Origin of the sequence: Citrobacter sp. Marseille-Q6884, from assembly GCF_945906775.1 — a bacterium.
Classification (GTDB): Bacteria; Pseudomonadota; Gammaproteobacteria; order Enterobacterales; family Enterobacteriaceae; genus Citrobacter.
Genome location: NZ_CAMDRE010000001.1, coordinates 2361818 through 2387816 on the forward strand (window position 1 = coordinate 2361818; position 25999 = coordinate 2387816).

Annotated in this window: 23 protein-coding genes and 1 other annotated feature; of the genes, 12 read left to right on the top strand and 11 right to left on the bottom strand. The window is 51.5% G+C overall.

The window, feature by feature from the left end:
- Nucleotides 1-20: 20 nt before the first annotated feature.
- On the top strand, nucleotides 21-374 hold the full coding sequence (locus tag N7268_RS11130) for a DUF1428 domain-containing protein (RefSeq protein ID WP_198905093.1): 354 nt from the start codon (nucleotides 21-23) through the stop codon (nucleotides 372-374).
- Nucleotides 375-428: 54 nt separating this feature from the next.
- Here N7268_RS11130 and N7268_RS11135 read toward each other — a convergent pair whose 3' ends face one another.
- Nucleotides 429-1979, bottom strand: coding sequence for an EAL domain-containing protein (locus N7268_RS11135; protein ID WP_260862940.1), 1551 nt, complete (start codon nucleotides 1977-1979; stop codon nucleotides 429-431).
- A 184-nt stretch (nucleotides 1980-2163) separates the two neighbouring features.
- Between N7268_RS11135 and N7268_RS11140 the strand changes: the two genes are divergently transcribed.
- Together N7268_RS11140 and ykgO are read left to right on the top strand one after the other, a co-directional pair.
- The gene (locus N7268_RS11140) at nucleotides 2164-2424 is read left to right on the top strand and encodes a type B 50S ribosomal protein L31 (protein WP_260862941.1); all 261 of its coding nucleotides are present in this window, start codon (nucleotides 2164-2166) and stop codon (nucleotides 2422-2424) included.
- Nucleotide 2425: 1 nt separating this feature from the next.
- Complete coding sequence (ykgO, locus tag N7268_RS11145; RefSeq protein ID WP_003859006.1) at nucleotides 2426-2566, top strand: type B 50S ribosomal protein L36; 141 nt, start codon at nucleotides 2426-2428, stop codon at nucleotides 2564-2566.
- Between the two features lie 77 nt (nucleotides 2567-2643).
- On the opposite strand, the gene N7268_RS11150 is transcribed toward ykgO, so the two are convergent.
- The 6 genes from N7268_RS11150 to acrA form a co-directional block, all read right to left on the bottom strand.
- Nucleotides 2644-3114, bottom strand: a complete 471-nt coding sequence (locus N7268_RS11150; protein ID WP_260862942.1) for a YlaC family protein — start codon at nucleotides 3112-3114, stop codon at nucleotides 2644-2646.
- Nucleotides 3115-3229: 115 nt separating this feature from the next.
- Nucleotides 3230-3781 (bottom strand): maltose O-acetyltransferase, encoded by a 552-nt coding sequence (gene maa / locus N7268_RS11155; RefSeq protein WP_260862943.1) that lies wholly within the window; start codon nucleotides 3779-3781, stop codon nucleotides 3230-3232.
- 184 nt (nucleotides 3782-3965) lie between these two features.
- Nucleotides 3966-4184, bottom strand: a complete 219-nt coding sequence (locus tag N7268_RS11160; RefSeq protein WP_002892050.1) for an HHA domain-containing protein — start codon at nucleotides 4182-4184, stop codon at nucleotides 3966-3968.
- 27 nt (nucleotides 4185-4211) lie between these two features.
- Nucleotides 4212-4586, bottom strand: a complete 375-nt coding sequence (tomB, locus tag N7268_RS11165) for an Hha toxicity modulator TomB (RefSeq protein WP_003021733.1) — start codon at nucleotides 4584-4586, stop codon at nucleotides 4212-4214.
- 493 nt (nucleotides 4587-5079) lie between these two features.
- Nucleotides 5080-8229 carry an efflux RND transporter permease AcrB gene (acrB, locus tag N7268_RS11170; RefSeq protein WP_260862944.1) on the bottom strand — a complete coding sequence of 1050 codons (3150 nt, stop codon included), beginning with the start codon at nucleotides 8227-8229 and terminating at the stop codon, nucleotides 5080-5082.
- Nucleotides 8230-8251: 22 nt separating this feature from the next.
- A complete protein-coding gene (acrA, locus tag N7268_RS11175) occupies nucleotides 8252-9445 on the bottom strand; it encodes a multidrug efflux RND transporter periplasmic adaptor subunit AcrA (RefSeq protein WP_198905088.1) in 1194 nt (397 codons plus the stop codon).
- Nucleotides 9446-9586: 141 nt separating this feature from the next.
- On the opposite strand from acrA, the gene acrR reads away from it, so the two are divergent.
- Both acrR and mscK read left to right on the top strand, forming a co-directional pair.
- Nucleotides 9587-10231 (top strand): multidrug efflux transporter transcriptional repressor AcrR, encoded by a 645-nt coding sequence (gene acrR / locus N7268_RS11180; protein ID WP_260862945.1) that lies wholly within the window; start codon nucleotides 9587-9589, stop codon nucleotides 10229-10231.
- 127 nt (nucleotides 10232-10358) lie between these two features.
- Nucleotides 10359-13724 (top strand): mechanosensitive channel MscK, encoded by a 3366-nt coding sequence (mscK, locus tag N7268_RS11185; RefSeq protein WP_260862946.1) that lies wholly within the window; start codon nucleotides 10359-10361, stop codon nucleotides 13722-13724.
- Between the two features lie 76 nt (nucleotides 13725-13800).
- On the opposite strand, the gene rsmS is transcribed toward mscK, so the two are convergent.
- Together rsmS and priC are read right to left on the bottom strand one after the other, a co-directional pair.
- Nucleotides 13801-13956, bottom strand: coding sequence for a pleiotropic regulatory protein RsmS (gene rsmS, locus N7268_RS11190; RefSeq protein ID WP_260862947.1), 156 nt, complete (start codon nucleotides 13954-13956; stop codon nucleotides 13801-13803).
- Nucleotides 13957-13969: 13 nt separating this feature from the next.
- The gene (gene priC, locus N7268_RS11195; RefSeq protein WP_260862948.1) at nucleotides 13970-14497 is read right to left on the bottom strand and encodes a primosomal replication protein N''; all 528 of its coding nucleotides are present in this window, start codon (nucleotides 14495-14497) and stop codon (nucleotides 13970-13972) included.
- Between the two features lie 69 nt (nucleotides 14498-14566).
- Between priC and N7268_RS11200 the strand changes: the two genes are divergently transcribed.
- The 6 genes from N7268_RS11200 to htpG all read left to right on the top strand — a co-directional run bounded on the left by N7268_RS11200 (nucleotide 14567) and on the right by htpG (nucleotide 20758).
- On the top strand, nucleotides 14567-14944 hold the full coding sequence (locus N7268_RS11200; RefSeq protein WP_260862949.1) for a DUF454 family protein: 378 nt from the start codon (nucleotides 14567-14569) through the stop codon (nucleotides 14942-14944).
- Nucleotides 14945-15097: 153 nt separating this feature from the next.
- Entirely contained in the window at nucleotides 15098-15649 is a 552-nt protein-coding gene (gene apt / locus N7268_RS11205) for an adenine phosphoribosyltransferase (RefSeq protein WP_045440640.1), read from the top strand.
- Nucleotides 15650-15858: 209 nt separating this feature from the next.
- Nucleotides 15859-17775, top strand: a complete 1917-nt coding sequence (dnaX, locus tag N7268_RS11210; RefSeq protein WP_260862950.1) for a DNA polymerase III subunit gamma/tau — start codon at nucleotides 15859-15861, stop codon at nucleotides 17773-17775.
- Nucleotides 17108-17172 (top strand) — a sequence feature (DnaX frameshifting element). (Overlaps the previous gene by 65 nt.)
- 63 nt (nucleotides 17776-17838) lie before the next feature.
- Nucleotides 17839-18168 carry a YbaB/EbfC family nucleoid-associated protein gene (locus N7268_RS11215; RefSeq protein WP_003021764.1) on the top strand — a complete coding sequence of 110 codons (330 nt, stop codon included), beginning with the start codon at nucleotides 17839-17841 and terminating at the stop codon, nucleotides 18166-18168.
- Entirely contained in the window at nucleotides 18168-18773 is a 606-nt protein-coding gene (gene recR / locus N7268_RS11220) for a recombination mediator RecR (RefSeq protein ID WP_198905081.1), read from the top strand. The genes N7268_RS11215 and recR overlap by 1 nt, the downstream gene beginning before the upstream one ends.
- A gap of 110 nt (nucleotides 18774-18883) precedes the next feature.
- Entirely contained in the window at nucleotides 18884-20758 is a 1875-nt protein-coding gene (gene htpG / locus N7268_RS11225) for a molecular chaperone HtpG (protein WP_260862951.1), read from the top strand.
- 59 nt (nucleotides 20759-20817) lie between these two features.
- Here htpG and N7268_RS11230 read toward each other — a convergent pair whose 3' ends face one another.
- Nucleotides 20818-21504: a GntR family transcriptional regulator gene (locus N7268_RS11230; RefSeq protein WP_260862952.1), complete on the bottom strand. Its 687-nt coding sequence runs from the start codon at nucleotides 21502-21504 to the stop codon at nucleotides 20818-20820.
- Between the two features lie 37 nt (nucleotides 21505-21541).
- Entirely contained in the window at nucleotides 21542-23458 is a 1917-nt protein-coding gene (locus tag N7268_RS11235) for a fructose-specific PTS transporter subunit EIIC (protein ID WP_260862953.1), read from the bottom strand.
- A gap of 241 nt (nucleotides 23459-23699) precedes the next feature.
- On the opposite strand from N7268_RS11235, the gene N7268_RS11240 reads away from it, so the two are divergent.
- Nucleotides 23700-25991 carry a pyruvate formate lyase family protein gene (locus tag N7268_RS11240; RefSeq protein WP_260862954.1) on the top strand — a complete coding sequence of 764 codons (2292 nt, stop codon included), beginning with the start codon at nucleotides 23700-23702 and terminating at the stop codon, nucleotides 25989-25991.
- Nucleotides 25992-25999 lie beyond the last annotated feature (8 nt).

Below are 25999 nucleotides of genomic sequence, written 5' to 3' on the forward strand. Positions count from 1 at the left end.
ACACTTCGGAGGTTTTTCTCATGAAGTATGTCGATGGTTTTGTTGTTGCCGTACCCGCAGAAAACAAGGAGGAGTACATCGCGATGGCGGCAAAAGCGGCTCCGCTTTTTAAGGAGTTCGGTGCATTGCGCGTTGTGGAGTGCTGGGCGGATGATGTCCCCGACGGCAAATTGACCGATTTTCGCATGGCAGTGAAAGCGCAGGATCATGAAGAAGTGGTATTTAGTTGGATTGAATACCCTTCAAAAGAGGTGCGCGATGCGGCGAATCAGAAGATGATGTCCGATCCCCGGATGAAGGAATTCGGGGAGTCGATGCCCTTTGATGGCAAGCGCATGATCTACGGTGGATTCTCGCCCATTATGGATGACTGACGTGACTGGCTGTGCGGCGTGCCGCCAGCCATCTCAATATCAACAAACCTCAGACTACAGCCGTTTTTCCGCCCACAAGATAAATTCTTCTTTCGCCAGTGCTTTGCTGTAAAGCCAGCCCTGGCCGTATTGCACGCCATGCTGGCGTAGCCAGTCTTGCTGGTATTCGGTCTCAATGCCTTCCGCCACCATCTGCAGCTTCAGCGTTTTGGCAATTTCGATAATATGCGGCGTCACGTTGTTATATTCCAAAGCATCAACGAACGATTTGTCTATCTTCAGGATGTCTACATCCAGATCCTGCAGATAGCTGAGGCTGGAATAACCGGTGCCAAAATCATCAATATAGATAGAATGACCCGCCTGACGGTATCTGGCGATAAACGGTGCGCTGGTTTTCGGATCGGCAAATGCACGTTCTGTCAGTTCCAGGGCGATTTGTGCGGGTTTGATCTGCCAGTGATTCACTTTCCGGCTTAACAGGGCAGGGAAGGTGTCTGACGTCAGGTTATCGGATTCAAGATTGATCGAGATATGTTGCTCCGGGTGGTGATGCAACCATTTCCCCAGGTCGTCAAACACGTTTTCAATAATTAAGCGCGTCAGTTGCTCTGAAAGGCCTGCTTGCGCTGCTAATGCGACAAAGATCTCCGGCGAGAGAAAGCTCCCGTCAGCCTGCGGCCAACGCGCCAGCGCTTCGGCACCCACGACTTTTCCCGTTTTGAGCGAAATAATGGGTTGGTAGTACACCTTAATATCCCGGTTATTGATCGCGTCCTGCAACAGGTGTTGAGGAGACTGTAAGCGGCGTACCAGGCGCAGAATTAACGCGGCAGTAAGCAGGCCAATAATGATCCCCGCCGGAAGCCAGATAAAAGCCTGTCGATGCCAGCTTTTTTCTAACAACAGGGAGGAAGACCAGGTTGCGATGGAAATGCGCATGTCGGGGAAGTGCTGAATGTTATAAATAATGCCATTCTCTTCCACATACTTACCCGGGCTCTGTTGCAGTCGCTGGATGATATCGGGTTTTATCTTCCCCCCGCTGCTGATGACGACATTATTTGTATCGCCAATGATTGCAGTATCAATACGCCACGCGCCAAAGGGGATGACATCAATAAAGGAGGCCGGATCAATCATGACGGTATAGTGTTCCGTCCCGATACCCACCATATAACGCTGGATCCCTAAATCACTTTGGGTGGTTAACCAGACACGATACCCGTCTTTGGTCTTTTTTCCGGCCCCAGGTAGCGCTGATGCATCGCTTTTCTCCTCCAGCGATGAACAGACAGGAACGTCATTATCGAGGTAAACCACTTCCTGAATGTAGCGGAAGCTATAGGATACCTGGCGCATGGCCAGCAGGTGCTCGTCGCTGCAAGGCGTCCCCTTAAAATTGCCTATCTGTTTTAGCGCCCGCTTCCCCTGCGAAGCGACTTTATCGGCGCGTAAGGCGACACGTGATGAATAGGTATTAAGTTCATCAATAAATTTCGTTTCGACCTGACGATGCGCCAGCCACAGACTTAACCCCACAGGTAGCAGGATGGACAGAATAAGCACTCCTGTCACCAGCGCTATCAGATGTCGTGTTGTCACAGTGATATCCTTATTAACACAGCGTAGGGAAAGTATATCCGAAAGCCCAAAGCGCTATTCGATAGTCAACCTGTATTTGGGGCATTTATTGTCCTGTTAGTCCTCACAGCGTAAATCAGGTTGAGATATGTGCAAGAGTGGTGTACTTTAATTGTTATGTTATAACATGACAAATGAGGTTGCCATGAAACCGGATATTCATCCTTTTTATCGTACTGTGGTGTTTCATGATACGAGCGCCAATGAATATTTTAAGGTCGGTTCGACCATTAAGACAGAACGCGAGATTGAATTTGAGGGAAAAATGTACCCGTACGTGACCCTTGATATCTCTTCTAAGTCGCACCCGTACTACACCGGAAAACAAAAAACCTTCGATAACGAAGGCAGTGCAGCACGTTTCCAGAAGCGGTTTGGCCATTTTATTGGCACTAAGCGAGGTTAAGATGCAGGTACTCAATTCGCTGCGTAGTGCAAAACAGCGACATCCTGACTGCCAGATAGTCAAACGCAAAGGGCGTTTGTACGTGATCTGCAAATCGAATCCGCGCTTTAAAGCGGTGCAGGGCAGGAAGAAAAGACGTTAATTTTTTGCCAACATTCCAGGGAGCAAAGTGCGCGCCAGTATGGTGCGCACTTTTTTTGATGTTTCGATAACGGGATATTATTGACTGGCGTTAGCGCGGCTCAGGGTGAAAATATCGTAGAAAGAAAGCTCGCCTTTACGCGTGATCATCTTTTGCAGCTGTGCTTTATGTTCACTGTCTACACGGGGAGAGTGCAGTATGGTTTCAATGAGCGATGAGGGAACAAAGCGCGTGTTGTACCATTCGCCGTTATAGCAGACCCGGAAATCCAGCACATCAATGTCTTCATAGCGGTAACGCGGCGCGACGTCAAAAAAGAAAAAACCGTTCAGTATTACAAACAGCACAACCAACAACCACACTGAATCAACCAGTGTATCAGATTGCAGCATCACGGCCAGCGTGGCAAACCACGCGACATACATCCCGATAAACAGTCCCGGATATTTACGAATAAAGCTGATGCTAAAGCGCGGCCTGTTGTCGCGCTTCTCGCGAATATTTAAGTCGTCGATTGTTTCGGTAAGCAGGCGCTGTATTTCTGTCATCTCTTGCCTTCGTGATGTCTTCAATATTCAGGAGGATCAACCTATTTTAAAAGGGGAGCATGCCTGAAGAAAGTAACAGATTAACCACAATTTAGCATAACAGTTACATTTAAGATCACAGCGTTTTGATGATCCGTGCAGGATTGCCACCTACCACGGTATTGGCCGGAACGCTTTTGGTGACGACTGCACCTGAGGCAACAACCACATTGTCACCCAGTGTGACGCCGGGATTTATCACAGCGCGTCCGCCTATCCAGACGTTATTGCCAATAGTGACCGGCTTACCCAGCTCCTGGCCACTGTTGCGCTCATCGGCGTCCAGCGGGTGGGTTGCCGTATAGATGTGCACTCCCGGCGCAAGCATACAGTTGTCGCCGATATGAATCGGGCAGACATCCAGCATGACGCAATCAAAGTTAGCGTAAAATGCTTTGCCGAGGTAGATGTTATAACCGTAATCGCAACGAAAAGATGGTTCGATATACGCACCCTCGCTCTGACCCAACAGGTCGCGCAGAATCGCCAGGCGTTCACTTTGTGCATCGGGGGCGGTGAAATTGTATCGATGGATCAGCTGGCGCGCGCGTAATCGGTCATTGCGCAACGTCGTGTCAGTCGGGCGATACAATTCGCCTGCGATCATCTTTTGCTTTTCTTCACTCATTACCGCTTTCCTGATTTGCGTGTCGTCAGTTGCAGTACAGTAAAGTGCAAAATCCGTGAGGGGAACGTTCCCGTCGCTTCGATGTGATCACAGTCACGTGATTTAAAATAAATAATAACCGTAATACGAGGAAATGGTCAGTCAGACAAATGTACCGCTATACCTGACTTAACCTCGTGCGCAATTAGCGAATGAATTTCCAAACGGAAGTAGGGATCTTGTCGTAGAGCTTATTCATTGTCAATTCAGCAAGGCGATGATCTGCTGCTGAGTAAAATACAGCCAATTCATTGTCAGACAATTCATATTTATTTTTCTCAATAACACGTTCGAGCGTGTCAATTGTTTGACAGCGTCGCAGGCGCATCAAATAGTCAGTTTTTGTTAATGGTTTATCGGACATAACGCTTACCTATGATTGTAATAATTTTTAACATGACAAACTAACAGGATTAGCCCTGGTGGCATTGACAAAACAGCGAAACAGTCGATTACCTGACTTCCGCCATTTCTGCAAATCCTGCGTATTAATACCATAACTACTGAACAACATAAAAGTGTCATCCAGGTATTCATCTATCTGCGCAATCAGCTTATTGTCCTCATTGTACTTAATTTTATAATTAAGTGCGAAGGTTGCAATATGCTCTATCAGTTCATTGAGCTGCAAGCTGGTGGCTGAGGTTGGGTCATTAACCCAGCCATGGTTACTTTGTTCAAGGTTTGCAAGACAGTCATGATACAGGGTTTCACAGAGAAATTTAAGCTGTGCGATATCATGTCTTTTGGGTGAGTATTCATCCATAACGCATCCCCTTCTTAGTGGCTTAACTAACCGAACACCTTCGGGATGGATACAACAAACTACCTGGAACTTGCCCGCGACTCCTGATGATTTAACTATAATCTACTCTAAAAAAGATTTCATCGTCATATCACGAAAAATTACATTTGAAGCAAATTATGATGCTGTATCATTTTTTACATTTTATCAGATAATTGTACTTATTCGAAATGGAACAACTTCTTTATTGTTCGGGCAATCATAACGTTATCTTGTACAGGTCTGGCAACGAAAGGCAACAATCGACAATGTAAGTGGGTGACTAGGATTAATCTTAATATTTATTAAAGTAAATAAGAAACCTCAGGATTTTTTAAGAATAGCCTTTAGGTGAACAGGGATTATATCGCTTATTTACCCTACAGAAAATAAACGGTATCGCAATAAGTGAATTTTATGATTTTTCCAATAAAAAAGGCCGCTTGCGCGGCCTTATCTTTAGGTCAGAGATGAATCAATGATGATCAACCGGGTGGCTGTGCTCAAGATCTTCATTCTTGCGACTAAAGCGGCGGCGAACCACCACAAAGAACACCGGAACGAAGAAGATAGCCAGAACCGTCGCCGTGACCATCCCGCCCATTACGCCTGTACCGACGGCGTTCTGTGCGCCGGAACCCGCGCCGGAGCTGATAACCAGCGGCATAACGCCCAGAATAAACGCCAGTGAGGTCATCAGGATTGGGCGTAAACGCATACGAACCGCTTCCAGCGTTGCCTCAATCAGACCTTTCCCTTCTTTATCCATCAAGTCTTTGGCGAATTCGACGATCAGTATCGCGTTCTTCGCCGACAACCCAATGGTTGTGAGGAGACCTACCTGGAAGTAAACGTCGTTAGTCAGACCGCGGAAGGTCGCCGCCAGCAACGCACCGATAACCCCCAGCGGAACCACCAGCATAACGGAGAAGGGGATAGACCAGCTTTCATACAGTGCTGCCAGACACAGGAAGACGACGATCAGTGAAATGGCATACAGGGCAGGCGCCTGGTTGCCGGACAGTCGTTCCTGATAGGACATACCGGTCCAGTCATAGCCGATACCGGATGGCAGTTTACTTGCCAACTGTTCCATCATCGCCATCGCTTCACCGGTACTTTTACCCGGTGCGGCCTGACCTAAGATCTCCATGGATGGCAGACCGTTATAGCGTTCCAGACGTGGTGAACCGTATTCCCAGCGAGAAGTCGAGAACGAGGAGAACGGCACCATCTGTCCATTACTGCCACGGACATACCAGTTTCCAATATCTTCCGGCAGCATACGGTATTTGGCTTCAGACATGACGTAAACTTTCTTCACACGACCACGGTCGATGAAGTCATTCACGTAGCTTCCGCCCCATGCTGCACCCAGCGTTGTATTAATGTCGCTAATGGAAACACCCAGAGCCTGCGCTTTTTCCTGATCGATATCGATCTTGAATTGCGGGGTATCTTCCAGACCGTTAGGACGTACGCCGACCAACAGATCCGGATGCTTCGCCACTTCACCAAACAACTGGTTACGTGCTTGCGTCAGTTTTTCGTGACCCAGCCCGGCCTGGTCAATCAACTGGAAGTCAAAGCCGGTCGCGGTACCCAGTTCTACGATTGCTGGCAGGTTAAAGGCGAAAACCATCGCATCTTTGATCTGCGAGAATGCCCCCATAGCACGCTGAGTAATCGCTTCAACTTTGTTCTCTTTACCTGGACGTTCGCTCCAGTCTTTCAAAGACACAAACGCGATACCGGTGTTCTGACCACGTCCCGCAAAACCGAAGCCGTTAACGGCAAACACCGATTCAACGTTCGCTTTTTCTTTGGTCAGATAGTAATCCGTCATTTCGTCCAGCACCTTCTGGGTACGCTCTTGCGTTGCACCCGCTGGCAGCTGAGCCATAGACAGGAATACCCCCTGGTCTTCATCTGGCAAGAAGGAGCTTGGCAGACGAACGAACAGATAGGCCATACCGACAACGATGATCAGATACAGCGCCAGGTAACGACCGGTGCTGCGCAGAATACCGCCCACACTGTCGGTGTAATGGTGCGTACTCTTATCGAACATGCGGTTAAACCAGCCGAAGAAGCCTTTTTTGCCTTCTCCGTGATCGCCTTTGGCAATCGGTTTAAGCATGGTTGCACACAGAGCAGGGGTCAGAATCAATGCCACCAGGACAGACAACGCCATCGCAGAAACAATGGTGATAGAGAACTGACGGTAGATTGCCCCGGTAGAACCCCCGAAGAAGGCCATCGGAATAAATACCGCTGACAGCACCATCGCGATACCCACCAGTGCGCCCTGAATCTGGCCCATGGATTTACGCGTTGCTTCCTTCGGTGGTAGCCCTTCCTCGGCCATAACACGTTCAACGTTCTCGACCACCACGATGGCGTCATCCACCAGCAGGCCGATGGCGAGCACCATCCCGAACATCGTCAGGGTGTTTATCGAGAAGCCGAAAATCGCAAGGACCGCAAATGTCCCCAACAGCACCACCGGTACGGCGATCGTCGGAATCAACGTCGCGCGGAAGTTCTGCAGGAACAGATACATGACCAGGAACACGAGGATGATTGCTTCTGCCAGTGTTTTCACCACTTCGTGAATAGATATTTTCACGAACGGCGTGGTGTCATACGGGTAAACAATTTTCAGGCCTGACGGGAAGAACGGTTCCATCTTCTTCAGTTCTGCGCGGATAGCGTTGGCTGTGTCCAGGGCGTTAGCCCCTGTTGCCAGTTTGATACCCAGACCGGAAGCCGGTTTGCCGTTGAACTTCGCAATGATGTCGTAGTTCTCGCCGCCCAGTTCTACTTTCGCGACGTCGCGAAGACGAACCTGGGAGCCATCCTGATTCACTTTCAGCAGAATTTTGCTGAACTCATCGGCGGAGGTCAGACGGGTCTGCGCGATGATCGAAGCATTAAGCTGCTGACCTTTCACCGGTGGCGTACCACCTAACTGACCGGCTGCAACCTGGGCGTTCTGCGCTTTGATTGCGCTGATCACATCAACCGGCGTCAGCTGGAAGTTGTTCAGTTTATTCGGATCCATCCAGATACGCATTGCGTACTGGGAACCGAACAGCTGCACGTCACCTACACCTGAAGTACGGCTGATGGCGTCCTTCATGTTGGCGCCTACGTAGTCGGAAATATCCTCCTGCGTCATGGTGCCGTTAGTGTTGATAACGCCGACAACCATCAGGAAGCTGCTGGATGACTTCTCAACGCTAACCCCTTGCTGTTGTACTTCCTGAGGCAGCAACGGCATCGCCAGTTGCAGTTTGTTCTGCACCTGAACCTGCGCGATATCCGCATCAGTACCAGACTGGAAAGTCAGGGTGATCTGCACGCTACCGGTGGAGTCACTGTTTGAGGACATGTACATCAGGTTATCGATACCGTTCATATTCTGTTCGATAACCTGCGTAACAGTATCCTGTACTGTTTTCGCATCAGCGCCAGGGTAGTTCGCGGAGATCGTCACTGCAGGCGGTGCAATAGTGGGATATTGCGCTACCGGCAATTTGAGGATCGCGAGCCCCCCTGCCAACATGATGATAATGGCGATCACCCACGCAAATATGGGGCGATCGATAAAGAAATTAGGCATGTCTTAACGGCTCCTGTTTAAGTTAAGACTTGGACTGTTCAGGCTGGCTACCGCTTGCGGCTTGCTGGTTATTATCAGCGGTGATTTCCTGCGCTTTAACCTGCGCGCCAGGACGAACTTTCTGCAGCCCAGTGACAATCACGCGGTCGCCCGCCTTAAGTCCATCAGTGACCAACCACTTATCGCCAATCGCTTGTGTTGCCACAATTTGACGGGTTTCCACTTTGTTATCCGCACCGATAACCAATGCGCTGGCATCGCCACGCGGCGTACGGGTAACGCCCTGCTGCGGAACCAGCAATGCGGTTGGGTTGATCCCTTCTTCCAGACGTGCGCGAACAAACATACCTGGCAGCAAGGTGTGATCCGGGTTAGGGAAGATGGCGCGTAACGTAATTGACCCTGTGGTTTGATCAACCGTCACGTCTGAAAATTCCAGCGTACCGGACTGCGGGAATTTAATGCCGTCGCTGGTAACCAGTTCGACCTTCGCTTTACCGTTCTCTTGCTTCAGCGTGCCGTTGGCCAGTTCTTGTTTCAGGCGCAGGAAATCGTTGCTTGACTGCGTCACATCAACATAGATGGGATCCAACTGCTGAACAGTGGCCAGTGCGGTCGCCTGACCGTTTTGCACCAGAGCGCCTTCAGTAACGGATGACTTACCAATGCGGCCGCTGATTGGCGACGTCACTTTGGTATAAGCCAGATTGATACGTGCAGTCTCTACCGCGGCTTTAGCGGCAACAACGGCGGCGTTCGCCTGCTGTGCATCTGCCTGCGCGCTATCGTAGTCCTGTTGACTGATGTACTTCGTACCCAACAGTTTCTGATAACGTTTCACTGTAAGCTGAGCGATATTTGCCGCTGCCTGTGCTTTTGCCAGATCGCCTTTTGCGCTTTCATAAGCGGCCTGGTAAGTCGCTGGATCAATCTGATAGAGAGACACACCCGCTTCGATATCACCACCTTCCGTGAAGTTACGCTTCAGGATAATGCCGCTGACCTGAGGGCGAACTTCCGCAATGCGGTAAGCACTGGTACGACCCGGGAGTTCAGTTGTGATCTGTAGAGGTTCAGTTTTGAGCGTCACAACTCCAACTTCTGGCATCTGCTGGCCCCCTTGTTGGGCCTGTTTGTCGTCACATCCTGTTAGCGCTAAGCTGCCTGAGAGCATCAGAACGACTGCCAGAGGCGTTAACCCTCTGTTTTTGTTCATATGTAAACCTCGAGTGTCCGATTTCAAATTGATCAATGGCTTAAAGCCCATAAACCCATTGCTGCGTTTATATTATCGTCGTGCTATGGTACATACATTCACAAATGTATGTAAATCTAACGCCTGTAAATTCACCGACATATGGCACGAAAAACCAAACAACAAGCGCAGGAAACACGGCAACACATTCTGGATGTCGCGCTACGTTTGTTTTCGCAACAAGGGGTCTCATCCACCTCGCTTGCGGAGATCGCAAAAGCTGCTGGCGTTACCCGTGGTGCAATCTATTGGCATTTCAAAAACAAGTCGGATTTATTCAGTGAAATCTGGGATCTGGCAAAACCCAATATTGATGAACTAGAGACTGAGTATCAGGCAAAATTCCCCGACGATCCACTATCAGTATTAAGAGAAATTTTAGTTTACGTTCTTGAAGCTACCGTGACAGACGAACGCCGACGTTTATTGATGGAGATTATATTCCACAAATGCGAATTTGTCGGGGAAATAGCGACAGTTCAACTGGCGCAACGCAGCCTGTGTCTTGAAAACTACGATCGAATAGAACAAACGCTACGGCATTGCATGAACGCAAAAATGTTGCCGGAGAACCTGAACACGCGTCGCGTGGCGATTCTGCTACGCAGCTATCTTTCCGGGATTATTGAAAACTGGTTATTTGCCCCTGAATCGTTCGACCTGAAAAAAGACGCGCGCGATTACGTGGCGGTGTTGCTGGAAATGTGCCTTCTTTGCCCAACGTTGCGGATGCGCGAGGAGAATTAATTCGCGGATTCTCTACCAGGATTTTTCCTGGACATTTTGCCTCCCGCTATTCTGCCTGTCACAGCCGTGATATTCTAGCCGCTTGACTATTTTCGGTCACTTTCTCTGTTCAGAAACGTTCACTCTCATGACTATGTTGCAGCTTTATAAACGTTCACAGCATCTTATTACTATTGCCATTATTTTCTTCATTCTTTTGCTGTCCTGCCAGTCATCAGCATTTGCGCGAGCGCAACAGAATGGTGAATTGCCGACGAAAGCCGATATTCAGAGCCAGTTGGACGCGCTGAGTAAGCAAAAAGACCTTTCCGCGCAGGATAAACTGGTTCAGCAGGATCTCATCGATACCCTTGCCACGCTGGATAAAATTGAGCGAGTGAAAGATGAGACCGTTCAGCTACGTCAGAAAGTGGCTCAGGCGCCGGAGAAAATGCGTCAGGCAACGGACGCGTTAAATTCGCTCAGTGATGTCGATAATGACGATGAAACGCGAAAAACGCTGAGCACGCTCTCCTTACGACAGCTTGAATCGCGAGTCGCCCAGGTGCTGGATGACCTGCAAAGCGCGCAAAACGATCTGGCAGCCTACAACAGCCAACTGGTCTCGCTCCAGACGCAGCCTGAGCGTGTGCAAAACTCAATGTACACCGCATCTCAGCAAATGCAGCAAATTCGCAATCGTCTCGATGGCACCAACGTAGGTGAAGCGGCATTGCGTCCCAGCCAGCAGGTTCTGCTGCAGGCGCAGCAAGCGCTACTGAATGCACAGATCGATCAGCAGCGTAAGAGTCTGGAAGGCAACACGGTTTTGCAGGATACCTTGCAAAAGCAACGTGATTACGTGACGGCCAACAGCAACCAGCTTGAACACCAGCTACAGCTGCTGCAGGAAGCGGTGAACAGCAAGCGTCTGACGTTAACCGAAAAGACGGCGCAGGAAGCGATAACGCCTGACGAAGCGGAGCGTATCCAGACGAATCCGTTAGTGAAGCAGGAGCTGGAGATAAACCATCAGCTCAGCCAACGTCTGATTTCAGCGACCGAAAACGGTAACTCGCTGATGCAGCAAAATATTAAAGTCAAAAACTGGCTTGATCGTGCGCTGCAATCCGAACGCAATATCAAAGAACAAATCGCTGTACTGAAAGGGAGCCTGTTGCTGTCGCGCATTCTGTATCAGCAGCAGCAAACCCTGCCGTCAGCCGATGAACTTGCGGATATGACCAACCGGATCGCCGACTTGCGTCTGGAACAATTTGATGTCAACCAGCAGCGTGATGCGCTGTTCCAGAATGACGCGTTTGTCGCCAAGCTGGAGGAAGGGCATACCAATGAAGTGAACAGTGAAGTTCATGATGCCTTGCTCCAGGTTGTGGACATGCGCCGCGAACTGCTGGATCAGTTGAATAAACAGCTGGGTAATCAGCTGATGATGGCGATTAACCTGCAGATTAACCAACAGCAGTTAATGAGCGTTTCGAAGAACCTCAAGAGCATCCTGACTCAACAGATTTTCTGGGTGAACAGTAACCGCCCAATGGACTGGGACTGGTTTAAAGCCTTCCCGCAAACGCTAAAAGATCAGTTCAAGTCGATGAAAATCACCGTGAACTGGGAAAAAGCCTGGCCTGCGGTATTTATCGCATTTCTGGCGGGACTGCCGCTATTACTGGTGGCTGGATTGATCCGCTGGCGTCTGAAATGGCTGAAAGCGTACCAGGCGAAACTCGCCGCCGCCGTTGGCAATTTACGCAATGACAGCCAGCTGAATACGCCGAAAGCGATCCTGATTGACCTGATTAGAGCCTTACCGGCGTGTCTGATTATTCTCGCCGTTGGTTTGATCTTGCTGACAATGCAACTGAACGTCAGCGATTTGCTGTGGGCATTCAGCAAGAAGATGGCGGTGTTCTGGTTGGTGTTTGGCCTGTGCTGGAAGGTACTGGAAAAAGATGGCGTGGCCATCCGACACTTCGGCATGCCGGCAAAACAGACCAGCCACTGGCGCCGCCAGATTGTACGCATTAGCCTGGCACTGTTGCCGCTGCATTTCTGGTCGGTGGTGGCCGAACTTTCGCCGCTTAACCTGATGGACGATGTGCTGGGACAGGTCGTGATTTTCCTGAACCTGCTGCTGATCGCCTTCCTGGTGTGGCCAATGTGCCGTGAAAGCTGGCGTGATAAAGAGTCGCATGGCCTGCGTCTGGTGACGATCACGGTATTGTCGATTATCCCGATAGCATTGATGGTGTTGACGGCGACGGGTTATTTCTATACCACGCTGCGTTTGTCCGGTCGCTGGATTGAGACCGTATATCTGGTGATCATCTGGAACCTGCTGTATCAGACCGTACTGCGTGGATTAAGCGTGGCGGCTCGTCGTATTGCCTGGCGTCGTGCACTTGCCCGCCGTGAGAATCTGGTGAAAGAAGGGGCCGAGGGCGCAGAACCGCAGGAAGAGCCGACCATTGCACTGGAGCAGGTTAACCAGCAAACGCTGCGTATAACGATGCTGCTGATGGTGGCGTTGTTTGGCGTTATGTTCTGGGCAATATGGTCCGATCTCATCACCGTTTTCAGCTATCTCGACAGCATCACGCTCTGGCATTACAACGGGACAGAAGCGGGCGCTGCCGTGGTGAAAAATGTCACCATGGGCAGCCTGCTGTTTGCCATTATTGCGTCTATGGTGGCCTGGGCGTTAATTCGTAACTTGCCGGGCTTGCTGGAGGTGCTGGTGCTCTCGCGGCTGAAAATGCGCCAGGGGGCATCGTATGCGATCACTACGATCCTCAACTACGCGATCATCGCCATCGGTGCGATGACGGTGTTCGGATCGCTTGGCGTATCGTGGGATAAATTGCAATGGCTGGCGGCCGCCTTGTCGGTCGGTCTCGGTTTCGGTCTGCAGGAGATCTTCGGTAACTTTGTCTCGGGCTTGATCATTCTGTTCGAACGCCCGGTGCGTATCGGCGATACGGTCACGATTGGCACGTTCTCCGGTACGGTAAGTAAGATCCGTATCCGTGCAACGACGATTACCGACTTCGATCGCAAAGAGGTCATCATCCCGAACAAAGCTTTTGTGACGGAGCGTCTGATTAACTGGTCGCTCTCCGATACCACCACACGTCTGGTGATCCGAATCGGCGTGGCGTATGGTTCCGATCTGGATAAAGTGAAGAAAGTGCTGCTGCAGGCGGCTATGGAACATCCGAAAGTGATGCACGACCCTGAACCCGCCGTGTTCTTTACCGCTTTTGGCGCCAGCACGCTGGATCACGAACTGCGTTTATATGTACGTGAACTCCGCGATCGTAGCCACACGGTGGATGAACTTAACCGCGCGGTTGACCGTCTGTGCCGTGAAAACGATATTGATATCGCCTTTAACCAACTTGAAGTTCATCTGCACAACGCCAAAGGCGACACCGTGACAGAGGTAAAGCGGGACATTATTAAAGGTGATGATCCAACACCTTCTGTGAGTTGATCGGTAAACACCTTGTCTGGCCTACGAAGTCCAATAATTCTGGCTCGTAGGCCCGATACCAACAGATTTCGCTTTTTTATGATTCAAGATGCCGCTGTATTTTCTTTTCGTAATCCCGCTTCACAATCTCCAGCGCTTTCAGCACGGTTTCAGGCTCCATCTGATTATCTTCAAGTAAAACAATCAAATCGACGGCCAGTTTGACCTCGTCCGGGGCATTCTCAAGTGACATATATTCTCCGGTATTAACGGGTTAAACGCACGAGCACGTTTTCTATTCTTTCCAGCGCATGACGACAGCGCGCCAGACGAGCCTCGAAAGCTTCCACTTCTCGATGCAACTTTTGCTGTTCCTCAAACCCGGTCGCTTTTGCCAGACGGGCTTGACGTTCGCGCGTCATCTCCACCAGGCGACGCTCAAATTCCTGGTGCTGGACGCGTTTGCGCTGCCAGCGCGCAAGGCCCGGGGAAGCGCTGTCCCACTCTCTGAGCGACCAGGAGGCGGTTTCGCGAGATATCGCTTCTAACTGTGAAGCAAGATGTTCCGCAAGCCAGGTAATCTGTGGTAATTGTTGCCGTTCAACCGCGTGGCGCAGTGCGGTGAGATTCGCCTCCGCTTCATCCAGACAAGCCTGCAACAGCGTACTGCGAGTGCGAAAAAGATGACGATCAAAACGGGCGCTCAGTGTTGCGTGGTGCGCCAACGGCGCGCAAAGCTGTCGCAGACTGATTAGCTGGTTTTCGAGCTTCTGTAACAGCATGGCGGTTTTCACGATAACACTCCGATGAAAATGAGAACTGTTATGCTAAAGTAGCGATTCTCTGTGCTAAGTACTTAAATTATGCAACGCATTATTCTAATCATCATTGGCTGGATAGCGGTAGTGCTGGGAACGCTGGGTGTGGTATTGCCACTGCTGCCCACGACGCCGTTTATCCTGCTGGCCGCCTGGTGTTTTGCCCGTTCGTCGCCGCGCTTCCACGATTGGTTACTCTATCGATCATGGTTTGGTGGCTATCTGCGCCACTGGCAAAAACACCGTGCGATGCCGCCAGGCGCCAAGCCGCGTGCGATTGCTTTTATCCTCGTGACGTTCGGGGTTTCGCTGTGGCTGGTGCATATGAATTGGGTGCGTATATTGTTGCTGGTTATTCTTGCCTGCCTGCTGATATTTATGTGGCGAATCCCGGTGATTGATGAAAAGCAACAAAAGCACTGAAGCGCAATAATGTCGGTTGCAATTGTCTTACACAGTCAGTAGATTTGACCGTTTTCGAGCACAGGCGCTGGCGGTCAAAGGTTAAACAGATGTAACCTTTGCTCTTTTTCACGTGCGCCGTGAAGTAATACCGTATCAATCAGGCACAAACTTATGACCGCGACAGCACAGCAGCTTGAGTTTCTCAAAAATAGCATCAAAAGCATCAACGACTATCCCAAACCGGGCATCCTTTTCCGTGATGTCACCAGCTTGTTGGAAGACCCGAAAGCCTACGCACTCAGCATCGAACTGCTGGTTGAACGCTACAAAAATGCGGGCATTACGAAAGTTGTTGGTACCGAAGCGCGTGGCTTCCTGTTTGGCGCACCGGTAGCGTTGGGTCTGGGCGTCGGCTTTGTTCCGGTACGTAAACCGCGTAAGCTTCCGCGTGAAGTTATTGCTGAGAGCTATGAGCTGGAATACGGCACTGACCAACTGGAAATCCACGTTGATGCCATTAAGCCAGGCGATAAAGTGCTGGTGGTTGACGACCTGCTGGCTACCGGCGGAACGATTGAAGCAACCGTGAAACTGATCCGCCGTCTGGGTGGTGAAGTGACCGATGCTGCATTTATCATCAACCTGTTTGATCTGGGCGGTGAGCAGCGTCTGGAAAAGCAGGGGTTGACCTGCTACAGCCTGGTTCCATTCCCGGGACACTAAGTCGGGCTATCTTTTTTGCCATTTTGGCCCCGGTCAGTGCTCGAAATCCTCACGTACTGCGTGTACGCTCCGGTTTCTGTGCGCTGCCCGAAACCAAACTGACTGCAACGATAACGCCCTAATATAACGTGTCAACCTCGCCGTCTGTGCGAGGTTGTGTTAGCATTACCCCCTTGTGAATCCACCCTCCAGCCTTTCAGAGCCTGCCAATGAGTTATCAGGTCTTAGCCCGAAAATGGCGCCCACAAACCTTTGCTGACGTCGTCGGCCAGGAACATGTGCTGACGGCACTGGCGAACGGCTTGTCGTTAGGGCGTATTCATCATGCTTATCTCTTTTCCGGCACCCGTGGCGTCGGGAAAACCTCTATCGCCCGTCTGCTGGCGAAGGGGCTCAACTGTGAAACCGGTATTACCGCCACGCCGTGCGGCGTGTGTGATAATTGCCGCGAAATCGAGCAAGGGCGTTTTGTCGATTTGATTGAAATCGATGCCGCGTCACGTACCAAAGTCGAAGATACCCGAGACCTGCTGGACAACGTTCAGTACGCGCCAGCGCGCGGCCGGTTTAAGGTCTACTTGATCGACGAAGTGCACATGCTGTCGCGTCACAGTTTTAACGCATTACTTAAAACGCTCGAAGAGCCGCCTGCGCACGTGAAGTTTCTGCTGGCGACGACCGATCCGCAGAAGCTGCCGGTCACCATTCTCTCGCGTTGTCTGCAATTTCACCTTAAAGCGCTGGATGTCGAACAAATCCGTCATCAGCTTGAGCATATCCTCAATGAGGAACACATCGCTCATGAACCCCGTGCGCTGCAGTTGTTGTCTCGCGCCGCAGACGGAAGCCTGCGCGATGCGCTGAGTCTGACCGATCAGGCGATTGCCAGCGGCGATGGCATGGTTTCAACGCAGGCTGTGAGCACGATGCTTGGCACGCTTGACGATGATCAGGCGCTTTCGCTGGTTGAAGCAGTTGTGGCTGCGGACGGTGAACGCGTCATGACACTGGTGAACGACGCTGCCGCTCGCGGTATTGAATGGGAAGCGCTGTTGGTTGAGATGCTGGCGCTGCTGCACCGTATTGCGATGGTTCAGTTGTCGCCCGCTGCATTGAGCAGCGATATGGCTGCCATTGAACAACGTATGCGTGAACTGGCGAGAACCGTGCCACCGACCGATGTACAGTTGTACTATCAGACGCTGTTAATTGGGCGTAAAGAACTACCCTTCGCGCCGGACCGGCGTATGGGCGTCGAGATGACGCTGTTGCGGGCGCTGGCTTTTCATCCGCGCATGCCGCTTCCAGAGCCTGAAACGCCGCGACAAACCGTTGCACCCGCCGCGGTGATGGCCCCGACGCAGACGCCGGTTCAGTCGTCAGCGCCGGCGCATCACGATGTACCGCTCTCCGACGCAACCAGCCAGGTGCTGGCGGCGCGAAGCCAGCTACAACGTGCTCAGGGAGCAACCAAAGCAAAAAAGAGTGAACCGGCAGCCGCTTCCCGCGCGCGGCCGGTGAATAATGCTGCGCTGGAAAGACTGGCTTCGGTATCGGAACGCGTTCAGGCTCGCCCGGCGGCATCTGCGCTGGAAAAGGCACCCGCGAAGAAAGAAGCGTATCGTTGGAAAGCGACCAATCCCGTAGCCGAAGTAAAAGAAACGATTGCCACGCCGAAAGCGTTGAAAAAAGCGCTGGAGCATGAAAAAACGCCGGAGCTGGCGGCTAAGCTTGCGGCTGAAGCCATTGAGCGTGACCCCTGGGCCGCGCAGGTCAGCCAGCTGTCGTTACCAAAGCTAGTGGAGCAGGTAGCGCTTAATGCCTGGAAAGAAGAGAATGGCAATGTGGTTTGCCTGCATCTGCGTTCCACGCAGCGGCACCTCAATTCCAGCGGCGCGCAGCAAAAGCTTGCCGAAGCGTTGAGCGCCTTAACCGGTTCAACGGTTGAATTGACCATCATTGAAGATGATAATCCCGCGGTGCGAACGCCGCTGGAGTGGCGTCAGGCCATTTATGAAGAGAAACTCGCGCAGGCGCGTGAGTCGATTATTGCGGATAATAACATTCAGACGCTGCGTCGTTTTTTCGATGCAGACCTGGACGAAGAGAGTATTCGCCCCATTTGATCGTAAGCCATATCTCATGGTTTTATGGTCGTCATCCCTTTAACGTGATTGAGAGAGAAGCCTATGTTTGGTAAAGGCGGTCTGGGTAACCTGATGAAACAGGCCCAGCAGATGCAAGAAAAAATGCAGCAGATGCAGGAAGAAGTCGCCAAGCTGGAAGTGACCGGTGAATCTGGCGCAGGTCTGGTGAAAGTGACCATCAACGGCGCGCACAACTGCCGTCGCGTGGAAATCGATCCTAGCCTGCTGGAAGACGACAAAGAGATGCTGGAAGATCTGGTGGCTGCGGCATTTAACGATGCGGCACGTCGCATTGAAGAGACCCAGAAAGAAAAAATGGCGTCAGTTTCCTCCGGTATGCAGCTGCCGCCTGGCTTTAAGATGCCGTTCTGATGCAAACCAGCCCGCTGTTAACTCAGCTTATGGAAGCACTGCGCTGTCTGCCGGGCGTTGGCCCGAAGTCAGCGCAGCGCATGGCGTTCACGCTGCTACAGCGCGATCGCAGCGGCGGGATGCGTCTGGCGCAGGCGTTAACGAGGGCAATGTCGGAAATCGGTCATTGCGCCGATTGCCGCACCTTCACCGAGCAAGAAGTCTGCAACATCTGTTCGAATCCGCGTCGCCAGGAAAACGGTCAAATTTGTGTGGTGGAGAGTCCAGCGGACATCTACGCCATTGAACAAACGGGGCAATTTTCCGGGCGCTATTTCGTGCTGATGGGGCACCTGTCGCCGCTGGACGGTATTGGGCCTGATGATATCGGGCTTGACCGTCTGGAGCAGCGACTGGCGTCTGAGCAAATCAACGAACTGATCCTGGCGACCAACCCAACGGTCGAAGGAGAGGCTACGGCTAACTATATTGCTGAGCTTTGCATGCAATATGGCGTTGAAGCCAGCCGTATTGCCCATGGCGTACCGGTAGGCGGCGAGCTGGAAATGGTGGATGGCACGACGCTGTCGCACTCTCTGGCAGGACGACATAAGATTAAATTCTGAACAAACGGAGGCCGCGACGGCGGCTTCCGCTTGAAATCCCTCCCGCGTGTCCCCATTTCACCCTCAACGTGTTTTTACCATTAAAAATGGCATTGTTGAGGTAGATCTACATGAAAGGACAAGAAACTCGTGGTTTTCAGTCAGAAGTAAAACAGCTTCTGCACCTGATGATCCATTCTCTGTATTCCAATAAAGAAATCTTCCTGCGTGAGCTTATCTCTAACGCCTCTGATGCGGCAGACAAGCTGCGTTTCCGCGCGCTGTCGAACCCGGACCTGTATGAAGGTGACGGCGAACTGCGTGTGCGTGTCTCTTTCGATAAAGATAAGCGTACGTTGACCATTGCTGATAACGGCGTGGGGATGAACCGTGATGACGTTATCGATCATCTGGGGACGATTGCCAAATCCGGTACCAAATCCTTCCTCGAATCTATGGGCTCCGATCAGGCGAAAGACAGCCAGCTTATCGGCCAGTTTGGGGTGGGTTTCTACTCCGCATTTATCGTCGCTGACAAAGTGACCGTGCGGACGCGCGCGGCGGGTGATAAACCTGAAAACGGCGTATTCTGGGAATCTGCAGGCGAAGGTGAGTACACCGTTGCGGATATTACCAAAGACGATCGTGGTACTGAAATCACGCTGCATCTGCGTGAAGGGGAAGACGAGTTCCTCGATGACTGGCGCGTACGCTCCATCATCAGCAAATATTCCGACCATATCGCGTTGCCGGTAGAGATTGAAAAACAGGAAGAGAAAGACGGCGAAACCGTTATTTCCTGGGAGAAAATCAATAAGGCGCAGGCGCTGTGGACACGTAACAAGTCTGAAATCAAAGACGACGAGTACAACGAATTCTATAAGCATATTGCACACGACTTTACCGATCCGCTGACCTGGAGCCACAACCGTGTCGAAGGTAAGCAGGAGTACACCAGCCTGCTGTACATTCCGTCACAGGCGCCGTGGGATATGTGGAACCGCGATCACAAGCACGGCCTGAAACTGTATGTACAACGCGTATTCATCATGGATGACGCTGAGCAGTTCATGCCGAATTACCTGCGCTTCGTGCGCGGTCTGATAGACTCCAACGATCTGCCGCTGAACGTCTCCCGCGAGATCCTGCAGGACAGCACGGTGACCCGTAACCTGCGTAGCGCGCTGACCAAGCGTGTGCTGCAGATGCTGGAAAAACTGGCGAAAGATGATGCCGAGAAATACCAGACTTTCTGGAAACAGTTCGGTCTGGTACTGAAAGAAGGTCCGGCGGAAGATCATGCCAACCAGGAAACGATCGCTAAACTGATGCGCTTCGCCTCCACCCACACCGACTCTTCTGCACAGACCGTGTCGCTGGAAGACTACGTGTCTCGCATGAAAGAAGGGCAGGAGAAAATCTACTACATCACTGCAGACAGCTATGCGGCGGCGAAGAGCAGCCCGCACCTGGAACTGCTGCGTAAGAAAGGCATCGAAGTCCTGCTGCTTTCTGACCGCATCGATGAGTGGATGATGAACTACCTGACCGAGTTCGACGGCAAAGCATTCCAGTCCGTTGCGAAAGCTGACGAATCTATCGATAAGCTGGCGGATGAAGTTGACGAAAGCGCGAAAGAAGCCGAAAAGGCGCTGACGCCGTTCGTTGAACGTGTGAAAACTCTGCTGGGCGACCGTGTGAAAGAGGTTCGTCTGACGCACCGTCTGACCGATACCCCGGCGATTGTCACCACCGATGCCGACGAAATGAGCACCCAGATGGCGAAACTGTTCGCTGCTGCGGGTCAGGCCGTACCGGAAGTGAAATACATCTTTGAACTCAACCCGGATCACGTGCTGGTAAAACGCACGGCGGATACCCAGGATGAAGCGCAGTTTAAAGAGTGGGTTGAACTGCTGCTGGATCAGGCGCTGTTCGCCGAGCGCGGTACGCTGGAAGATCCAAACCAGTTTATCCGTCGTATGAACCAGCTGCTGGTGTCGTAATTTCTCATCTGATGATGAGCATTACTCAAAAGGGCAACGCAGGTTGCCCTTTTTTATGCTTAGCGCATCGACACTGTGGTAACACTGTTTGTCGCCAGCGTTTCCTGTGTGTACTGCGCCAGCTCACCGTTTTGCAAATAGACTTTGTGCTCAATACAGAGTGTGATTTGACCTTCTGGTAAACGTAACAGCCAGGCCTCATCCGCATTGAGTATTTTTCCCGACCAGACCTTAACATCGTGGCTGATGACATAACCGCAGGTTTGCTCAATATAGTGCAATACCGACTGGCGGCAGTTTTCCTGGGTAAATTCCGGGAATAGCGTCCGGGGCATCCAGGTTTCTTCAATGATGGTGGGTTGCTGGTTGATGATGCGCATTCTGCGAAAATGGATCAACGGCGTTTCTGGCGGTAAATCGAAAAGCGCCGCGATCCCGGCGTGGGTCGACAGAATGTCATAGCTGAGCACCACGTTATCCAGCGTTTGATCCCGATGAATACGTTCTGACAGCGTAATGACATTGTTGTCCTGGTAAAACTCCGGTGGGTTAACAAAGATCCCTGAGCCCTGGCGGGTATGGACAAATGACTCCCTTTTCAGACGAGCAACGGCTTTCTGAATGGTCGGCCGACTGACGCCATAGCGCTCTGCAAGGGCATGTTCACCTTCTACCGGTTCACCGGCAGCGTATTCACCTTTGAGGATTTTCTCTCTTAACAACAGATAGATATCAAGATACTTCATGGCGTCCGTTCTGGCGCGTCTTGCGACGCGCCCTTGGTTAGGCTTGCGATTGAACGAGAAATTGCTGCTTTTTCGCCATTCTAAGTCGTTTGAGCGCAATAGCAATTGCGGCAGTGGTGATAATGCCGCTGGCCATCGCGAAGAGCGCCATTAACGGTTGATCGAAACCGCCCAGCAGAACAATGATGGGACCGCCGTGAGCGACATTGCAGTGCAGTCCGAAAACAAAGCCCAGGATGCATGCCACCGCAGAGCCAATCATGTTGGCCGGAATGACAGACAGCGGATCGCGGGCAGCAAAAGGAATCGCGCCTTCGGAAATACCGACCAGGCCCATTGCCGCCGCCGCTTTGCCGTTTTCGAATTCTTCATCGTCAAACAAATTAAAGCGTCTGCCAATAAATGCCGCCAGCGCCATGCCCAACGGTGCCACCGGTATGGCCGCTGCCTGGGCACCCATAAACTGAGTTTGCCCTTGGGCGATGAGCCCCACGCTGAACATAAAGACCACTTTGCCGAAGGGGCCTCCCATATCAAATCCCTGCATCAGTCCCATCACCAGGCCAATTAAAATAATATTGCCTGTGGAGAGGTTGGTCAGCATATGGTTAAGGAAGGCCATCAGATCCGCCACCGGCGCGCCGATGACAAAGATAAATAGCGCGGCAATGAAAGCGGTGCCCGCAATCGGCGCGATCATAATAGGCACTAGCGGTAGCAACATCTTGTGCCATGAAAGATGAGTCAACCAGCGGATGAAATAACCGACCAGTAGCCCGGCAATAATCGCGCCGATAAACCCGCATCCCGCGCTGGCGCCATAAAACGAACCGGTATTGGCAATCCAGCCGCCGATAAGTCCCGGTGCCAGAGCCGGTCGTTCACCGATCGCGTAGGCAATATATCCGGCGAGGATGGGGATCATGAGCGTGAAGCCAACGACGCCAACGTTCAGCACCTGATTCCATAAACTTCCTTCCGGGATCGCCAACCCCGACGGTGTGGGTACACCACCCAGCGCCAGTGCCAGGGCAATCATCAATCCCCCGGTAACGACAAATGGGATCATATAGGACACCCCGTTCATCAGGGATTTGTACAGCTGACCGCGCACTGTCGTTGTTGATGCCTGGGCTTTTTGGGGGGCTTTTGCCTGATAAGGCTGGGCTGCCAGTGCTTGATGAATTAACCCTTGCGCATCTTTAATTGCCGTTTTGACGCCGGTAATGACCACCTTCTTACCATTGAAGCGATCCAGATCGACCTGCTTATCACAGGCGACGACAACCGCTTCAGCACGGGCAATATCTGCATCATTAGGGGCATTTTTGACACCAATCGAGCCGTTGGTTTCGACGATGGATTCATAGCCCATCTCCGTCGCTGCTTTTTCCAACATTTCTGCGGCCAGATAGGTGTGTGCGATGCCCACCGGGCAACCCGTCACGCCGATGATAAGTCCACGAGAGGTTGCCGCACTCGGCTTCTCACCGCTACACGTTTCACTTTGTTGGCAGAAATAATCCACAACCGCCTGAGCGTCCTGACAGGCGAGTATTTGCCTGACGCTGTCATCTTCAACCAGGCGGGAAGAGATTTGTGCCAGAACATCAATGTGTGCTTCGCTGGCCTGTTTCGTTGAGGCGATCATCAGGATCAGGTGAGTCGGTTGGTCATCCTCAGCGCCGTAATCAATACCCTGACGGCTGATACCAATAGCCACCGCAGGGGACAAAACGCAGTCGCAACGTGCGTGTGGCAGCGCGACGCCGCCTTCAAAACCGGTATTTCCCGTCTCTTCTCTTGCCCATACCTCCTGGAGAAATTCTTCAGTGCGGCGAATTTTATTCTCACGGAATAAAAGGCCGGCGAGTTCAGTTAGTGCCGCGTCTTTTTGGGTTGATTGAAGATCCAGACAAATCAACGCCGGATGAACAAGGTCATTTATCTTCACAGTAGATTCTCACGATTATTTGTATTTACAACTTTTTCGAAGGCTAAAAGTTTACTGACGAACGGATCTTGATATTGATCATGTATGAAGGTGCGGAAATGGCCGTTTTTTCGGTTGTGCTGACGATTTCACAGATTATGAATGGCGATGATTTGTTCGTTTGGTGATTTTTGATTTAGGTCAAAGATCATAATTTGTAATTACAACTAAATAGAAGGGAGTTTCTTTTGGAGGCAGGACAGTGAGCAAACAAGCAATTATCGCCGAGCAAGTTGATGTGAATAAAAAGATCCCGTGTGAAAAGAGCCCGGAAGAACAACTTGTGATTATGGAAGCCTACACCAGGGCCTTTCAGTCAACCCCAGAGCGTTTTCAACGTGAGGTCAATTGCCTACAGGCGCTTTATCCCGCGTTGTTCCGCCGCCCCCTGACCGACGATCTGATTTTGGGGCGCGTCGATGCGTTGCCGATTGGCTTTGGTTGCGTCACCTCCGTTGGCGGTGTGGGTCACTACTGTAATTTTGCCCGCTTAAACCAGCTGCGCGAGATGCTGGAGACCCCCGTTCAACAGGAAAGAGTGGATGAACTTGAGCGCTTCTGGCGTGAGCATGACACGCGTTCAGTCTATTTTCGTCAGGCGCTGACGGACGATACGCTGGGTAAATTTGTTGATGTTAACTTCCCGGCGATTGCCACCGCACGTTTAAGCGGAATGTATCTGGATTACCCGCAACTGATGGCGTTGGGGATTGGTGGGTTGCTGCAACGTATTGAACAGCAGCAACAGCAAGCGGAAAAAAACGGGGATGCGGCAGCGGTTCAGTTGCATCAATCCTTCCAGGCCGTATTGCGCATTTTGCAGCAGGTGATTGACCGACACATTGAGATTGCCGCTGACGAGATGGCGAATTGCACGGACAGTCATCGCTGCAAGCATCTGGCGTTATTAATGAGCGAGTTAGCCGCTATTCGCCATGATAAGCCCGCAACCTTCATTCAAGGGATTGAGTTGAGCTGGCTGTACAGTTTGTGTGCAGGGGTGGTGAACTATGGGCGTATGGATGACTATCTGGGCGATTTGCTGGTGGCGGATCTTCAGTCTGGACGGCTGACGGAACGCCAGGCCATTGATTGCATTCGTTCCCATTATCGTCTGATCGAAGCGCGGAAAACGACCGTGAATGGTCGCGTTGTGGTCGGTGGGAAAGGGCGGCGCAACCCGAAAACTGCCGATGTCTATTGCCGACTGGCGATCCAGGCCGTTGAGGAAAATGGCGATACGGAACCGCAATTTACGTTACGAATTTATGAAGGAATGGATAACGCCATCTGGCAGCAGGCGCTGGCGGTGATCGGCACGGGCTTAACCTACCCCATTCTGTATAACGATGACGTTAATATTCCGGCCGTCATGAATGCTATGCAGGTATCGGAAACGGAAGCTGAGCAGTATGTTCCCTTTGGCTGTGGCGAGTTTGTGCTGGCAGGACGGAGCGTAGGGACACCGAATACCTGTATTAACTTGCTTAAAATCCTCAATATTTCGCTTAGCGGTGGAATTGATTTTTGGGATAACAAAGAGAAAAGTGGCGGTGTGGAATTAACGCAGCCAGAACAGATAACGTGTTTTGATCAGGTGCTCAGTAACTACCAGCGGTTACTGGATTACTACATCGACATTACGGCGCACGCCCAGGCGTTGTCGTATCAGGTCATGAATGAACAGGTCGGATTTTTGTTTACTTCCATCCTGACTGCAGATTGCGTGGCACGCGGCAAGGCTCTGCTTGACGGAGGCGTACGTTACCTGGGCGGGACCAATGAAACTTACGGTAATACCAATGCCGCAGATTCACTGGCGGCAATCAAGCAGGTGATTTTTAATGAGCAACGTTACAGCTACGCGACGCTGATTGCAGCACTGAAGGCGGATTTCCAGGGATACGACGACCTGAAGCGCGCACTGATTGCCGCGACGAAATTTGGTAATGACGACAATGCGGCTGATGACCTTGCGGTGATGCTGCATCGCTACGTTTGCAACGGTGTACGTGATGCGGCTAAGCGGGTAGGGTTGGACAGCTATCTGGTGGTGATCATCAATAACCAGGTAAACACGGAATGGGGGCGTGCAACCAGTGCGTCTGCAGACGGTCGGCACAAGGGCATTTATATGAGCAATGCCAACAACCCGCAAAGTGGCGCAGATAAAAATGGCCCAACGGCAATGCTGAACTCTCTGCTGAAACTGGAAGCCAACTATCACGCCGGTTCGGTACAAAATATCAAATTCAGTAAAGGCTTATTCAATACCCGCCGCCCGCTGGTGGAGGCATTAATGCACTCTTACTTTGAACGAGGCGGGCCACAACTGATGGTCAGTGTGGTGGGTAAGGGCGAACTGGAGGCTGCGTACCAGAACCCGGAAAACTACCCTAATCTGATCGTTCGTGTCGGTGGGTTCAGCGCGCGTTTCGTTAATCTGGACAGAGATGTTCAGCAGGAAATCCTTAACCGTACGCTGAACGACTGAGGTGTGTG

Bases quoted from the DNA above. Each gene is read 5' to 3' on its own strand.
- acrA (WP_198905088.1), bottom strand. From the start codon at position 9,445: ATGAACAAAAACAGAGGGTTAACGCCTCTGGCAGTCGTTCTGATGCTC.
- tomB (WP_003021733.1), bottom strand. From the start codon at position 4,586: ATGGATGAATACTCACCCAAAAGACATGATATCGCACAGCTTAAATTT.
- ykgO (WP_003859006.1), top strand. From the start codon at position 2,426: ATGCAGGTACTCAATTCGCTGCGTAGTGCAAAACAGCGACATCCTGAC.
- N7268_RS11160 (WP_002892050.1), bottom strand. From the start codon at position 4,184: ATGTCCGATAAACCATTAACAAAAACTGACTATTTGATGCGCCTGCGA.
- acrR (WP_260862945.1), top strand. From the start codon at position 9,587: ATGGCACGAAAAACCAAACAACAAGCGCAGGAAACACGGCAACACATT.
- N7268_RS11140 (WP_260862941.1), top strand. From the start codon at position 2,164: ATGAAACCGGATATTCATCCTTTTTATCGTACTGTGGTGTTTCATGAT.
- htpG (WP_260862951.1), top strand. From the start codon at position 18,884: ATGAAAGGACAAGAAACTCGTGGTTTTCAGTCAGAAGTAAAACAGCTT.
- apt (WP_045440640.1), top strand. From the start codon at position 15,098: ATGACCGCGACAGCACAGCAGCTTGAGTTTCTCAAAAATAGCATCAAA.
- recR (WP_198905081.1), top strand. From the start codon at position 18,168: ATGCAAACCAGCCCGCTGTTAACTCAGCTTATGGAAGCACTGCGCTGT.
- rsmS (WP_260862947.1), bottom strand. From the start codon at position 13,956: ATGTCACTTGAGAATGCCCCGGACGAGGTCAAACTGGCCGTCGATTTG.
- maa (WP_260862943.1), bottom strand. From the start codon at position 3,781: ATGAGTGAAGAAAAGCAAAAGATGATCGCAGGCGAATTGTATCGCCCG.
- acrB (WP_260862944.1), bottom strand. From the start codon at position 8,229: ATGCCTAATTTCTTTATCGATCGCCCCATATTTGCGTGGGTGATCGCC.
- N7268_RS11150 (WP_260862942.1), bottom strand. From the start codon at position 3,114: ATGACAGAAATACAGCGCCTGCTTACCGAAACAATCGACGACTTAAAT.
- N7268_RS11230 (WP_260862952.1), bottom strand. From the start codon at position 21,504: ATGAAGTATCTTGATATCTATCTGTTGTTAAGAGAGAAAATCCTCAAA.
- N7268_RS11130 (WP_198905093.1), top strand. From the start codon at position 21: ATGAAGTATGTCGATGGTTTTGTTGTTGCCGTACCCGCAGAAAACAAG.
- N7268_RS11200 (WP_260862949.1), top strand. From the start codon at position 14,567: ATGCAACGCATTATTCTAATCATCATTGGCTGGATAGCGGTAGTGCTG.
- mscK (WP_260862946.1), top strand. From the start codon at position 10,359: ATGACTATGTTGCAGCTTTATAAACGTTCACAGCATCTTATTACTATT.
- dnaX (WP_260862950.1), top strand. From the start codon at position 15,859: ATGAGTTATCAGGTCTTAGCCCGAAAATGGCGCCCACAAACCTTTGCT.
- N7268_RS11215 (WP_003021764.1), top strand. From the start codon at position 17,839: ATGTTTGGTAAAGGCGGTCTGGGTAACCTGATGAAACAGGCCCAGCAG.